The 13,689-nt window shown below is 44.9% G+C and carries 14 protein-coding genes and 1 riboswitch; of the genes, 12 read left to right on the top strand and 2 right to left on the bottom strand.

Annotated elements, in window-relative coordinates; all coding sequences use genetic code 11:
- Positions 1 to 183: 183 nt before the first annotated feature.
- Positions 184 to 573 carry an Hsp20/alpha crystallin family protein gene (locus V7Z64_RS00900; RefSeq protein ID WP_003398663.1) on the bottom strand — a complete coding sequence of 130 codons (390 nt, stop codon included), beginning with the start codon at positions 571 to 573 and terminating at the stop codon, positions 184 to 186.
- 153 nt (positions 574 to 726) lie between these two features.
- A riboswitch (purine riboswitch) is annotated at positions 727 to 828 on the top strand.
- A gap of 110 nt (positions 829 to 938) precedes the next feature.
- Here V7Z64_RS00900 and purE point away from each other — a divergent pair.
- From purE to purD, 12 genes are all read left to right on the top strand, one after another.
- Entirely contained in the window at positions 939 to 1,427 is a 489-nt protein-coding gene (purE, locus tag V7Z64_RS00895) for a 5-(carboxyamino)imidazole ribonucleotide mutase (protein ID WP_297991439.1), read from the top strand.
- Positions 1,411 to 2,559, top strand: coding sequence for a 5-(carboxyamino)imidazole ribonucleotide synthase (purK, locus tag V7Z64_RS00890; protein WP_297991442.1), 1,149 nt, complete (start codon positions 1,411 to 1,413; stop codon positions 2,557 to 2,559). The genes purE and purK overlap by 17 nt, the downstream gene beginning before the upstream one ends.
- A complete protein-coding gene (gene purB / locus V7Z64_RS00885; RefSeq protein ID WP_297991444.1) occupies positions 2,556 to 3,851 on the top strand; it encodes an adenylosuccinate lyase in 1,296 nt (431 codons plus the stop codon). Before purK ends, purB begins: the two co-directional genes overlap by 4 nt.
- A gap of 65 nt (positions 3,852 to 3,916) precedes the next feature.
- Positions 3,917 to 4,639, top strand: coding sequence for a phosphoribosylaminoimidazolesuccinocarboxamide synthase (gene purC, locus V7Z64_RS00880; RefSeq protein ID WP_297991446.1), 723 nt, complete (start codon positions 3,917 to 3,919; stop codon positions 4,637 to 4,639).
- Entirely contained in the window at positions 4,627 to 4,881 is a 255-nt protein-coding gene (purS, locus tag V7Z64_RS00875) for a phosphoribosylformylglycinamidine synthase subunit PurS (RefSeq protein WP_297991449.1), read from the top strand. The genes purC and purS overlap by 13 nt, the downstream gene beginning before the upstream one ends.
- A complete protein-coding gene (purQ, locus tag V7Z64_RS00870) occupies positions 4,878 to 5,564 on the top strand; it encodes a phosphoribosylformylglycinamidine synthase subunit PurQ (protein ID WP_297991451.1) in 687 nt (228 codons plus the stop codon). The genes purS and purQ overlap by 4 nt, the downstream gene beginning before the upstream one ends.
- Positions 5,548 to 7,770, top strand: coding sequence for a phosphoribosylformylglycinamidine synthase subunit PurL (purL, locus tag V7Z64_RS00865; RefSeq protein ID WP_297991453.1), 2,223 nt, complete (start codon positions 5,548 to 5,550; stop codon positions 7,768 to 7,770). The genes purQ and purL overlap by 17 nt, the downstream gene beginning before the upstream one ends.
- Positions 7,746 to 9,173, top strand: a complete 1,428-nt coding sequence (gene purF / locus V7Z64_RS00860; RefSeq protein ID WP_297991457.1) for an amidophosphoribosyltransferase — start codon at positions 7,746 to 7,748, stop codon at positions 9,171 to 9,173. The genes purL and purF overlap by 25 nt, the downstream gene beginning before the upstream one ends.
- Positions 9,136 to 10,173, top strand: coding sequence for a phosphoribosylformylglycinamidine cyclo-ligase (purM, locus tag V7Z64_RS00855; RefSeq protein ID WP_297991461.1), 1,038 nt, complete (start codon positions 9,136 to 9,138; stop codon positions 10,171 to 10,173). The genes purF and purM overlap by 38 nt, the downstream gene beginning before the upstream one ends.
- Positions 10,170 to 10,772, top strand: a complete 603-nt coding sequence (purN, locus tag V7Z64_RS00850) for a phosphoribosylglycinamide formyltransferase (protein WP_297991464.1) — start codon at positions 10,170 to 10,172, stop codon at positions 10,770 to 10,772. Before purM ends, purN begins: the two co-directional genes overlap by 4 nt.
- Positions 10,750 to 12,285, top strand: a complete 1,536-nt coding sequence (gene purH, locus V7Z64_RS00845) for a bifunctional phosphoribosylaminoimidazolecarboxamide formyltransferase/IMP cyclohydrolase (protein WP_297991467.1) — start codon at positions 10,750 to 10,752, stop codon at positions 12,283 to 12,285. The genes purN and purH overlap by 23 nt, the downstream gene beginning before the upstream one ends.
- A 14-nt stretch (positions 12,286 to 12,299) precedes the next feature.
- Entirely contained in the window at positions 12,300 to 13,580 is a 1,281-nt protein-coding gene (gene purD, locus V7Z64_RS00840) for a phosphoribosylamine--glycine ligase (RefSeq protein WP_297991470.1), read from the top strand.
- Here purD and V7Z64_RS00835 read toward each other — a convergent pair.
- The gene (locus V7Z64_RS00835; protein WP_334109280.1) at positions 13,543 to 13,632 is read right to left on the bottom strand and encodes an EYxxD motif small membrane protein; all 90 of its coding nucleotides are present in this window, start codon (positions 13,630 to 13,632) and stop codon (positions 13,543 to 13,545) included. The two genes, purD and V7Z64_RS00835, sit on opposite strands and share 38 nt — an antisense overlap.
- Between the last annotated feature and the right edge of the window lie 57 nt (positions 13,633 to 13,689).

Below are 13,689 nucleotides of genomic sequence, written 5' to 3'. Positions count from 1 at the left end.
CAGCGCCGATGGTAGTTGGCGGGACACCGCCTGCGAGAGTAGGACGTTGCCGGGCGGACATAGCAAGTTAGAGAGCATCTCCGTTTTGTTCTCTAACTTTTTTTGTCCATGTATTTGCGTTTAACGCTTTTACAATCCTCTCCCCCATAGTGAAGAGCTAACCTATATCGGTTAGCTCATTTTTTATTTAATGTCCACCTTCCTTTTTATATGATCAGGGACGAGACGATGAAGATGAACAAATAGCAGTCCGTTCTCGTACACAGCTTCCACTTTTTCTCCTACAGGAAAAGGAAGTTGTATCTCTCGTTCAAAAGGTTCTTGTGTAATTCCCTCTTCAATTAGTTCAAACCCTTCAAATTGCAATTGAACATTTGCTTTAATTTCTAATGTATTATAATGAATGTACACTTCTGCATCGTGTACATGTGCTAACCCTGGGATCGCTGCGACGACAAGTAGCTCATTATCACGACGATACATATTGATGCCTGATGAATAGGAAGAAAAGGAATTTGATGAGTTCCAAAATGGATGAGTGAAAAAGGCTTCCCATTGCTTTGTCCAATCCATAAGCTTCTCCCCTTTCTCTTTTTCTTTTTACTATATGGTGAAAGAGATGGAATGGTGATTTTTAAGTAAAAACCGAACATTAATTATTTTGTTTGTAAAAATGTTCGATTTTATGTTGACATGATTGAAAAATGACTGGTAAGATGAAGATAAATGAATACGTTGTTGAACCCTCATATAATTTTGGGAATATGGCCCAAAAGTCTCTACCCAATAACCGTAAATTATTGGACTATGAGGGAAAGGATCTTATTGGCTTTTTTCACCCAATGGGCGAAATATGTCCAGAACGATGCTTTCCCTTATGATCGAGGGGCGTCGTTCTGGATTTTTTTCTGAATGGATAATAAGGAGGGTGAATATACATGCGGCCACTTGTAGCTGTTATTATGGGAAGTCAATCAGACTGGGAAACGATGCGTCATGCATGTGATATATTAGAAGAATTTCATATTCCGTTTGAAAAAAAAGTTGTTTCGGCCCATCGTACACCTGACTTTATGTTTGCATATGCCGAAACAGCTGAAGAGCGTGGAATTAAAGTCATTATCGCTGGAGCAGGGGGAGCTGCTCATTTGCCGGGGATGGTAGCAGCTAAAACAACGTTGCCTGTTATTGGTGTTCCGGTTATGTCTAAAACGCTAAATGGTCTTGATTCGTTGCTGTCTATCGTCCAAATGCCCGGAGGGGTGCCAGTAGCGACAGTGGCTATCGGAAAAGCAGGTGCCGTCAATGCGGCATTGCTTGCAGTATCGATTCTCGGAACGCACGATTCGGCGTACATGGATGCATTGCGGATGCGGCGTGAGGCAATTCGAAAACAGGTGATAGAAAGTAGTGATCAGCTTGAGTAAAGTGATTGTACCGGGGCAAACGATTGGTATTATTGGCGGAGGTCAGTTAGGGAGAATGATGGCGATCGCTGCAAAAGAGATGGGATTTTTCGTAGCGGTTCTTGATCCTACTCCGCAATCGCCTTGTGCTCAAGTGGCTGACATTGAAATTGTCGCTTCGTATAGCGATGAAGAAGCGTTACGTCATTTAGCCGAAGTGAGCGATGTTGTGACATATGAGTTTGAAAATATTGATGCTGATGCGTTGAATCGATTAGTAGAGAAGGGATATGTGCCACAAGGAAGCGAGCTGCTTTCTATTACACAGCATCGTTGGAAAGAAAAACGGGCAGTTCAGTCTGCCGGGTTGCCTGTTGCCCCTTATCGTCCCATACTGGAAGAAGAACAATTGGAACGGGCGATTGAGGAGATCGGCATTCCGGCTGTATTGAAAACATGTCGTGGAGGGTATGATGGAAAAGGGCAAGTGGTCATCCGTTGTTTAGATGATATTCACGAGGCGCGCTCGCTGCTCGCTTACGGTGAATGTGTATTGGAAGCATGGGTTCCATTTGTGAAGGAGTTATCTATTATCGTTGTGCGTAGCGTTTCTGGTGAAATAGAGCTGTTTCCTGTTGTCGAGAACATTCATCGCGATAATATTTTGCATCAAACGATTGCCCCGGCCCAAGTTAGCCAGAAAACCATTGCGCAGGCGGAGATGTATGCTAGACGATTAGCGGAAACATTTCAACTTGTCGGCACACTAGCCATTGAAATGTTTTTAACAGAAGATGGGCAGTTATATGTCAATGAACTTGCCCCTAGACCACACAACTCAGGTCATTATACAATAAACGGTTGTATCACATCGCAATTTCATCAGCACATTCGTGCCATTTGCAATTGGCCGCTTGGCAGCACAGAGTTGCTCAAACCCACAATTATGGTCAACATTTTAGGAGAGCATGTGGATGCAGTCATCCAAAACATCGCCCAATTTCGTGACGCCCACGTCCACTTTTATGGAAAAAAGGAAGCGAAGCTGAAGCGAAAGATGGGACATGTGACATGGTTAGCTGATGATGTCGATGCGATCCAACGAAAAATAGATGAATTTGCGATTTGGACAGATCGGAGGATGAACGTATGATTGAACGTTACACACGACCAGAGATGGGTGCAATCTGGACGGAAGAAAACCGTTTTCGTGCTTGGCTAGAAGTCGAAATTTTAGCATGTGAAGCATGGTCGGAATTAGGAGTTATTCCGAAAGAAGATGTTGAAAAAATTCGTCAAAACGCATCGTTTCGCATTGAACGCATTAAAGAAATCGAGGAAGAGACGCGTCATGATGTCGTTGCCTTTACTCGTGCTGTATCAGAGACGTTAGGCGAGGAACGAAAGTGGGTACATTACGGATTGACGTCTACGGATGTTGTTGATACCGCATTGTCGTATTTACTAAAACAAGCAAATGACATTTTATTGCGCGATTTAGAAAACTTTATCGCGGTGTTAAAAGAAAAAGCGATTGAGCATAAATATACGGTCATGATGGGACGAACGCATGGTGTACATGCCGAGCCTACGACGTTTGGATTAAAATTGGCGCTTTGGTATGCTGAAATGCAACGCAACTTAGAACGTTTTAAGCAAGCAGCAGAAACGGTGCGCGTCGGAAAAATTTCTGGCGCAGTCGGTACGTATGCAAACATTGATCCGTTTGTTGAGCAGTACGTATGTGAAAAGCTCGGTTTACAGCCTGCACCAATTTCAACGCAAACGTTGCAGCGTGACCGTCATGCTCATTATATGGCGACGCTCGCTTTAATTGCGACATCGATCGAAAAGTTTGCTGTTGAAATTCGCGGATTGCAAAAAAGTGAAACGCGTGAAGTAGAGGAGTTTTTCGCAAAAGGGCAAAAAGGGTCGTCAGCCATGCCGCACAAGCGCAATCCGATCGGCTCAGAAAACATGACAGGAATGGCGCGTGTCATTCGCGGTTATATGTTAACAGCATACGAAAACGTGCCGCTCTGGCATGAACGCGATATTTCTCACTCATCAGCCGAACGCATTATTTTGCCGAATGCAACGATTGCTTTAAACTACATGCTGAATCGTTTTACGAATATCGTAAAAAACTTAACGGTGTTTCCAGACAATATGAAGAAAAATATGGATCGTACCCTCGGGCTTATTTATTCTCAGCGCGTGTTGCTAGCGCTCATTGACACGGGGATGACGCGTGAGGAAGCGTACGATCTCGTGCAGCCAAAAGCGATGGAAGCATGGGAAAAACAAGTGCCGTTTCGCTCGTTAATTGAAGCAGACGAAGTGATTACAAGTCGTTTAACGAAAGACCAAATTGCTGATTGCTTTGACTACAACTATCACTTAAAGCATGTCGACACGATTTTCGAGCGACTTGGCTTGCAATAGGTAAGGCGCCGTCCTTACCTGTACACGAAAATTTCCTAATATTCTGTATAACTGGGGGAGAGAACATGGAAAAGCAACACCTTCTGTATGAAGGAAAGGCGAAGAAAGTGTATGCGACGAACGAAGAGGGTGTATTATGGATTAAATATAAAGATGAGGCAACTGCATTTAACGGTGAAAAAAAAGCAAAGATTAGCGGAAAAGGACGATTAAATAACGAAATTACGAGTTTACTATTTTTCTTGTTGCATGAAGCAGGTGTAAATAATCATTTTATCCGTAAAATATCCGATACAGAACAGCTTGTGCGACGAGTGACGATCATACCCCTTGAAGTCGTTGTCCGCAATATTGTCGCTGGGAGTTTGTCGAAGCGTACTGGTCTTGAGGAAGGAACGGTACTTGAAAAACCACTTGTAGAATTTTACTACAAAAACGACGATTTAGGCGACCCCCTCTTAACGGAAGATCATATCGCCCTGTTGTCACTCGCCTCCCGTGATGAGCTTGTGTACATGAAACAAACAGCGTTACGCGTAAACGATGTTTTAACGTCTTTATTCCGCTCATGTGACTTACAGCTCGTTGATTTCAAATTAGAGTTTGGAAGGGAAGAAACGGGAGCGGTGCTACTAGCGGATGAAATTTCCCCAGATACGTGTCGATTATGGGATGTACACACGAAAGAAAAATTCGATAAAGACGTATTTCGTCGCGATTTAGGCGACTTAACAGAAACATATACGAAACTTTTACAACGATTAGGAGGATTATCATGTACAAAGTAAAAGTGTATGTCACATTGCGTGAAAATGTATTAGACCCGCAAGGAAATGCTGTAAAAGGAGCGCTTCATAGCTTAAGTTATCATGAGGTGCAAGATGTGCGTATTGGAAAGTTCATGGAGTTAACGGTAGAAAAAAGTGACCGCGACATAGATGAACTCGTGAAAGATATGTGCGAAAAGTTATTGGCAAATACGGTCATTGAAGATTATCGCTATGATATTGAGGAGGTCGTCGTTCAGTGAAATTTGCGGTCATCGTATTTCCGGGTTCCAACTGTGATGTCGACATGTATCATGCGATTGCGGATGAATTAGGGGAAGATGTTGAATACGTTTGGCATGATGCGGAAAGTTTAGATGAGTTTGATGCTATTCTTTTGCCAGGTGGTTTTTCATACGGGGATTATTTACGATCTGGAGCGATTGCGCGCTTTTCCAACGTCATGAAAGCGATCAAAAAAGCAGCAGACGAAGGGAAACCGATTTTAGGTGTATGTAACGGATTTCAAATTTTATTAGAAGCAGGATTGCTTCCCGGGGCGATGCGGCGCAACCATACGTTAACGTTTATTTGCCGCCCGGTAAAACTTCGTGTCGAAAATAATGAAACGATGTTTACATCCCAATATGAGCGTGGGGAAATTATTACGATTCCGATTGCCCATGGAGAAGGAAATTATTACTGTGATGAGCACACATTGCAGCAGCTTATTGCGAACAACCGAATCGTTTTTCGTTATGAGGGAGAAAATCCGAACGGCAGTTTGCAAAACATTGCAGGCATCGTGAACGAAAAAGGGAATGTACTTGGAATGATGCCTCATCCGGAGCGGGCTGTTCATCATTTGCTTGGGGGAGCTGACGGGTTAAAACTGTTTCAATCAATCGTGACATATTGGAGGGACGCACATGTCGTTACTACTTGAGCCAAGTCCAACGATAATTAAAGAGCAAAAGTTATATCGAGAAATGGGGTTAACGGACGAAGAGTTTGCGATGGTTGAGCGCATTCTTGGACGTTTACCGAATTATACGGAAACAGGCATTTTCTCGGTTATGTGGTCGGAACATTGCAGCTATAAAAATTCGAAACCTGTGTTAAAAAAGTTTCCGACAGAAGGAAAACACGTGCTTCAAGGACCGGGAGAAGGGGCAGGCATTGTCGATATTGGAGACGGATTAGCTGTCGCCTTTAAAATTGAAAGCCATAACCATCCATCTGCGATTGAACCGTACCAAGGGGCAGCGACAGGAGTTGGAGGGATTATTCGCGATGTATTTTCGATGGGCGCGCGACCAATTGCATTGTTAAACTCGCTTCGGTTTGGGGAATTAACGTCACCGCGCGTGAAATATTTATTTGAGCGCGTCGTCGCAGGTATTGCTGGATACGGAAATTGCGTCGGCATTCCGACGGTTGGAGGAGAAGTGCAATTTGATGCAGCGTACGAAGGAAACCCGCTTGTAAATGCGATGTGTGTCGGAATGATTCGCCATGAAGAGATTCAAAAAGGAATCGCGGCAGGCGTTGGAAACACAGTGATGTACGTCGGTGCCAAAACAGGGCGCGACGGCATTCATGGAGCGACGTTTGCATCGGAAGAATTAACGGAACAATCTGAACAAAAGCGCCCAGCTGTTCAAGTTGGTGATCCGTTTATGGAAAAATTGCTTCTTGAGGCTTGTTTAGAAGTGATTCATTCTGATGCGCTCATTGGGATGCAAGATATGGGTGCTGCAGGTTTGACAAGTTCATCAGCCGAAATGGCGAGCAAGGCAGGCTCTGGTATTGAGCTAAATTTAGATCTTGTACCACAACGCGAAACAGGAATGACACCGTATGAGATGATGTTGTCTGAGTCGCAAGAGCGCATGCTTCTCGTCGTTCAAAAGGGTCGTGAACAAGAAATTATAGATGTATTTGCTAAATACGGGCTCGAGGCGAAAGCGATTGGTCGCGTAACAAATGATCAAATGTTACGTTTGTATCACCGCGGAGAAGTCGTTGCTGAAATTCCGGTTGATGCGCTTGCTAAAGATGCCCCTGTATATCATAAGCCATCGCAAGAACCAGCATATTATCGTGAGTTTCAAACGATTGAGTACGTACCGACGATTAACGATTATGAAGAAACGTTGCTTTCATTATTAAGTCAGCCGACGATTGCAAGTAAAGAATGGGTATATGAGCAATACGATTATATGGTGCGGACAAATACGGTTGTTGCGCCAGGCTCTGATGCGGCTGTGTTGCGCATTCGCGGCACAAATAAAGCGTTAGCGATGACGACTGATTGCAATTCTCGTTACGTATATTTAGATCCGGTCATTGGTGGAAAAATCGCGATTGCAGAGGCGGCGCGCAATATTGTTTGTTCTGGTGCTCAACCACTTGCGGTAACTGATTGTTTAAATTTTGGGAACCCGGAGAAACCTGAAATTTTTTGGCAACTAGAGAAAGCGGTAGAAGGAATGAGCGAAGCGTGTCGTGTTCTTGAAACACCTGTCATTAGCGGAAACGTATCGCTTTATAATGAAACGAACGGCGAAGCCATTTATCCGACACCAATTGTCGGTATGGTCGGCGTTGTTGAGGATATCAACCATATTACAACGCAGTCATTTAAACAACCAGGTGACTTCATTTATGTCATTGGAGAGGCCAAGCGAGAATTTGGCGGAAGTGAGCTGCAAAAGTGGTTGACTGGTCGCATTTTTGGAAAAGCTCCAACGATTGATTTACATGTGGAGGCGGCGCGACAACAACAGCTTCTTGCCGCGATCCGAGCTGGAGTAGTAGCATCAGCGCACGACATATCGGAAGGTGGCTTGGCGGTTGCGCTTGCCGAATGTTTAATGAACACAAATGGTTTAGGTGCGTATGTAGCAATCGAAGGTGATGTTGTTGCGGAATTGTTTAGTGAAACACAATCACGCTTTATCGTTTCTGTCAAAAAAGAACATCGTCAAGCGTTTGAACAGCTCGTTCAAGCGGTATGTATTGGGGAAGTGACGAACGATGAAATGCTTCATGTGACGAATGGGGACACGTGTATCATCCGTGTTTCAGTAGAAACAATGCGAAATGTATGGAAAGGAGCTATTCCATGCTTGTTGAAATCAAAGGACTAAACGAAGAGTGTGGGATTTTCGGCATTTGGGGACACGACGAAGCAGCGACGTTGACGTATTATGGGCTGCACAGTCTACAACACCGCGGTCAGGAAGGGGCAGGCATTGTTGTCGGAGGTAACGGAACGCTACAGTTTCATAAAGGACTTGGCTTAGTAACAGAAGTGTTTAGTCGCGGAGAGTTAGAAAAATTAACGGGCATGGCCGCCATCGGCCACGTCCGTTACTCTACTGCTGGTGGGGGCGGGTACGCGAACGTTCAACCGCTTTTGTTTCGCTCACAAGGCGGCAGTTTAGCGCTTGCGCACAACGGAAATTTAGTGAATGCCGATGAGCTTCGTCTCCGTTTAGAACAACGAGGAAGCATTTTTCAAACGACATCAGATACTGAAGTACTCGCCCACTTAATTAAACGGAGTCAAGAGCCCATTTTAAAAGAGCGAATTAAAGAAGCATTAACGCATTTGCGGGGTGCCTTCGCTTTTCTTATTTTAACGGAAACCGAAATGTATATCGCCCTTGATCCGCATGGTTTTCGCCCTCTGTCGTTAGGTCGTTTAGGCGAGGCATATGTCGTCGCATCGGAAACGTGTGCGTTTGATGTCATTGGTGCCACATATGAACGGGAGGTTGAGCCAGGGGAGCTCATTATGATTAATAAACAAGGCGTTCGTTCCGAGCGTTTTGCCCCTAAAGTTTCCCGTTCGATTTGTAGCATGGAATATATTTATTTTGCCCGTCCCGATAGCAACGTTGATGGCATTAATATTCATACAGCACGGAAAAATCTAGGGAAGCAGTTGGCCGTTGAAGCCCCTGTTGCAGCGGATGTGGTGACAGGTGTGCCCGACTCAAGCATTTCTGTTGCGATCGGCTATGCGGAAGCGACGGGTATTCCGTACGAATTAGGGCTAATTAAAAATCGATATGTTGGGCGAACGTTCATCCAACCGTCTCAAGCTCTCCGCGAACAAGGTGTAAAGATGAAATTGTCACCTGTTCGTGGGGTTGTAGCTGGCAAGCGTGTCGTTATGGTTGATGACTCTATCGTACGCGGGACGACAAGCAAGCGCATCGTACGTATGCTTCGGGAAGCTGGAGCGACGGAAGTACACGTGCGCATTAGCTCTCCACCCATTACTCACCCATGTTTTTACGGTATTGATACATCGACAAAAGAAGAGCTTATTGCTGCTACACATACAGTAGAAGAGATTCGCCAGCTCATCGAAGCAGATTCGCTCGCTTTTTTAAGTCAAAAAGGGCTGCTGCAAGCAATTGGGCGCCCAGATGATTCGCCGAGCTGTGGTCAATGTTTAGCTTGTTTTACAGGACAATATCCGACGAAGATAGGAGGGGAGTACGTTGGCACATGCGTACAAACAAGCCGGTGTGAATATTGAAGCTGGCTATGAAGCGGTCGAGCGAATGAAAAAACATGTCGCCAAAACTGCCCGAATCGGTGCGTTAGGAAGTTTAGGTGGTTTTGGAGGAATGTTTGACCTTTCTTCACTTGGATATAAACAACCAGTACTCATATCAGGAGCGGACGGAGTAGGAACAAAACTAATGCTTGCTTTCAAGCTCGACCGCCACGACACGATTGGTATCGATTGTGTGGCGATGTGCGTCAACGATATCGTCGTACAAGGGGCGGAGCCGCTCTTTTTCCTTGACTACATCGCCTGTGGAAAAGCGATTCCAGAAAAAATTGAACATATCGTCAAAGGAATAGCAGATGGATGTGTCGAAGCAGGGTGTGCGCTTATCGGCGGGGAAACGGCAGAAATGCCAGGCATGTATAGTGAAGATGAATATGACGTAGCTGGATTTGCAGTTGGTGTGGCAGAAAAAGACAAAGTAGTTACAGGGGATGGGATTGTCCCAGGGGATGTGCTCATTGGTCTTGCATCGAGCGGTTTGCATAGCAACGGCTATTCGCTCGTGAGAAAAATTATAAAGGATGCCGACTTGCGATTAGATGACATATACGAGCCGTTTCCCCATCCGCTTGGTGAAGAGCTGTTAACTCCTACGCGCATTTACGTTCGCGCCGTACTGGAAGCATTGAAACAATTTCGTGTAAAAGGAATGGCTCATATTACAGGGGGCGGGTTTATTGAAAATATTCCGCGCATGTTGCCAAAAGGATTACAAGCGGAGATAGACTACGGCTCATGGCCGATTCCACCGATTTTTAATTTCCTGCAGCAACACGGGAAGCTGCAACGAACGGAAATGTTTAATATCTTTAATATGGGAATTGGTTTTGTTATGGCTGTCGATAGCGACGTTGTGCCAGACGTTGTGCAGTTGCTTGAATCGTTTGGAGAGCAAGTGTATGTGATCGGTCGGATAAAGGAAGGAACGGGTGTATCGTTTGCGGGAGGAAAGATCGAATGAAGCGAATAGCTATTTTTGCGTCGGGGAGCGGAACGAACTTTCAAGCGATTGTCGATGCGGCAAAAAAAGGAGAAATACAAGTAGATGTAGCGCTTCTTGTATGTGACCGACCGCACGCAAAAGTCATTGAACGGGCTATTCGCGAACACGTGCCGTCATTTGTTTTTCATCCGAAACAATATGAATCGAAAGAGCGTTTTGAGCGTGAGATTTTACAACAGTTGCGCGAACGAGGTGTGGATTGGATTGTTTTAGCGGGATATATGCGACTGATCGGTCCTACACTTTTACAGGCTTATCCGAACAAAATCATCAATATTCACCCGTCACTTTTGCCTGCTTTTCCAGGTAAAGACGCGATCGGGCAAGCGTATCGATATGGCGTAAAGGTTACAGGTGTGACCGTTCATTACGTTGATGAAGGAATGGACACAGGGCCGATCATCGCTCAACGGGCGTTATACATTCATGACGGTGAGCCGCTTGAGAGCATCGAACGTCGTATTCATGAAATCGAGCATACGTTGTATCCACAAGTCATTCAACAATTGTTGACGGAGAAAGGGAGTACAAGCGATGAAGAAACGAGCAATCATTAGCGTGTCAAATAAAAAAGGAATCGTTACATTCGCTAAGCAATTAGCGGAGCTTGGGGTGGAAATCATTTCAACGGGCGGCACAAAGCGCGTATTAGCGGAACATGGCATTCCAGTAACAAGTATTTCAGAGGTAACAAACTTTCCAGAAATTTTAGATGGTCGTGTGAAAACTCTTCATCCACATATTCATGGTGGGCTGTTAGCTGTTCGGGAAGATGAAGCGCATGCGCAGCAATTAAAGGAACATGCCATTACACCAATTGACTTTGTTATTGTGAACTTGTATCCATTTCAAGAAACGATTGCAAAGCCGAACGTCTCGCTTATGGAAGCAATTGAAAATATTGATATCGGCGGTCCGACGATGCTCAGAGCAGCAGCGAAAAACCATGCGTATGTGACCGCTATTGTCGATCCGAACGATTATCATTTAGTAATTGAACAGTTGAAACAATATGGTGAAGTGTTACTTGAAACAAGACGGGCGTTAGCTGCAAAAGTATTTCGCCATACTGCAGCTTACGATGCGATGATTGCCCAATATTTAACGGACATCGTCGGAGAAACATATCCGGAAACGATGACGATGACTTTTGTAAAAAAACAGTCGTTGCGATATGGAGAAAATCCGCATCAAACAGCTGCATTTTATGAAAAGCCGCTCCGTTCACCATTTTCCATTGCGACCGCGAAGCAGCTGCACGGAAAAGAGCTATCTTACAACAACATTAATGACGCAAACGCAGCGTTGCAAATCGTTGCGGAGTTTAATGAGCCGGCAGCGGTGGCAGTAAAACATATGAATCCGTGCGGAGTGGGTGTCGGTGAAACGATTGCCGAAGCGTTTCAAAAAGCTTATGAAGCCGATCCAACGTCCATTTTTGGCGGCATTGTGGCACTTAATCGTGAAGTCGATGAACAAACAGCGACACAGCTAAACGACATTTTTTTAGAAATCATCATTGCCCCGTCGTTTACAGAACAAGCACTTGCACTTTTAACGAGAAAGAAAAATATTCGATTGCTAACGGTTGATTTTCAAGCAGAGCGAAAACAAGAGCCATTTGTCGTATCCGTACGCGGTGGACTGCTCGTTCAAGATGAAGACACATACACGATTGATGATGCGAATGTCCAAGTAGTCACTGAAAGACAGCCGACGGAAGAGGAGTGGGCGAATTTAACGTTTGCTTGGCGCGTTGTTAAACATGTAAAATCGAATGCAATTGTTTTAGCGAAAAATGGCATGACGATTGGCGTTGGCGCTGGACAAATGAATCGTGTTGGGGCTGCTCGCATTGCGATTGAACAAGCGGGAGAGAAAGCTAAAGGAGCGGTATTAGCTTCCGACGCATTTTTCCCGATGAGTGATACAGTTGAAACAGCTGCTCAGGCAGGGGTGACAGCGATCATTCAGCCGGGTGGATCCATTCGTGACGAAGATTCGATTCAAAAAGCTAATGAATATGGAATAGCGATGGTATTTACAGGCGTTCGCCATTTTAAACATTAAGGGGGAAGCAACCGATGAAAGTGCTCATTATAGGTCGTGGTGGCCGAGAGCATGCATTTGCATGGAAAGTAGCACAAAGCCCGCTCGTGACCCACATATACGTGGCTCCAGGAAACGATGGAATGAATGCAATCGCTACGCGCGTTCCAATTTTAGAGACTGACGTCGAAGCGCTTGTACAATGGGCGAAAAAAGAAGCGATTGATTTAACGATTGTTGGACCGGAAGCACCCCTATTGGCAGGAGTAGTTGATCGTTTCGAAAGGGAAGGATTACGCATTTTTGGTCCAAAACAGCAGGCGGCGCGAATTGAAGGAAGCAAAGCATTTGCGAAAGATTTGATGAAAAAATACAACATCCCGACAGCGAGCTATGCGACATTTACAAAGTATGATGAAGCTGTACAATATGTGCACGAACAAGGGGCTCCGATTGTCATTAAAGCGGATGGGCTTGCAGCAGGAAAAGGGGTAACGGTGGCGATGACAGTTGAAGAGGCGCTCCATGCTTTGCATGACATTATGGTTGCCAAAAAGTTTGGTGAAGCGGGGGGACAAGTTGTCATTGAGCAATATTTACAAGGCGAAGAATTTTCGCTTATGACATTTGTACATGGAGAACGTGTATATCCGATGGTTATTGCCCAAGACCATAAGCGAGCGTTCGATGATGATCAAGGTCCGAACACGGGAGGAATGGGGGCGTATTCTCCTGTGCCGCAAATAAGCGAACAGATCGTTCACGATGCGATGGAAAAGATCGTCAAACCGACAGTCAAGGCGTTAAAAGAAGAAGGTTGTCCATTTACAGGATTTTTGTACGCTGGGTTGATTGCGACGGAAGAAGGACCAAAAGTCATCGAATTTAATGCACGGTTTGGTGACCCTGAAGCACAAGTCATTTTGCCGCGTTTGCAAAACGATCTTGTTGAAGTCATCGTTTCACTTTTAGACGATAAGCCTGTTACGTTGCATTGGAGCGACGAAGCTACCCTTGGCGTCGTTTTAGCTGCGAAAGGGTATCCAGATCAATATGAAAAAGGAGCGATCATTCGGGGATTAGAACGAATCACGAAAGCACAAGTTTTTCACGCTGGTACAAAGCGTGTAAATGACGAGTGGGCAACGGACGGGGGACGAGTGCTTCTCGTTGTGGCGGGTGGAAAAACGTTAAAAGAAGCACAACGTCTTGTTTATGAACAAATACAATATATTGAGTGCGATAAGTTGTTTTATCGTCGCGATATTGGTCATAAAGCTATCGCACGCGCCTCTTGCGAATATATACAAAACTAAGCGCAACAATGCTACCAATTAAAAGAATGAGAATAAAGAATGTGTCTGTCATGTATTCCGTTATCATATTCGTTCTCTCCTTTTTACCCCCTTGTACACGTACAAGGGG

It is taken from the genome of Anoxybacillus sp., from assembly GCF_036834105.1.
Lineage (GTDB): Bacteria > Bacillota > Bacilli > Bacillales > Anoxybacillaceae > Anoxybacillus.
Note: the sequence above shows the minus strand (reverse complement) of the source record. Positions and strands in the feature narration are given on the sequence as shown.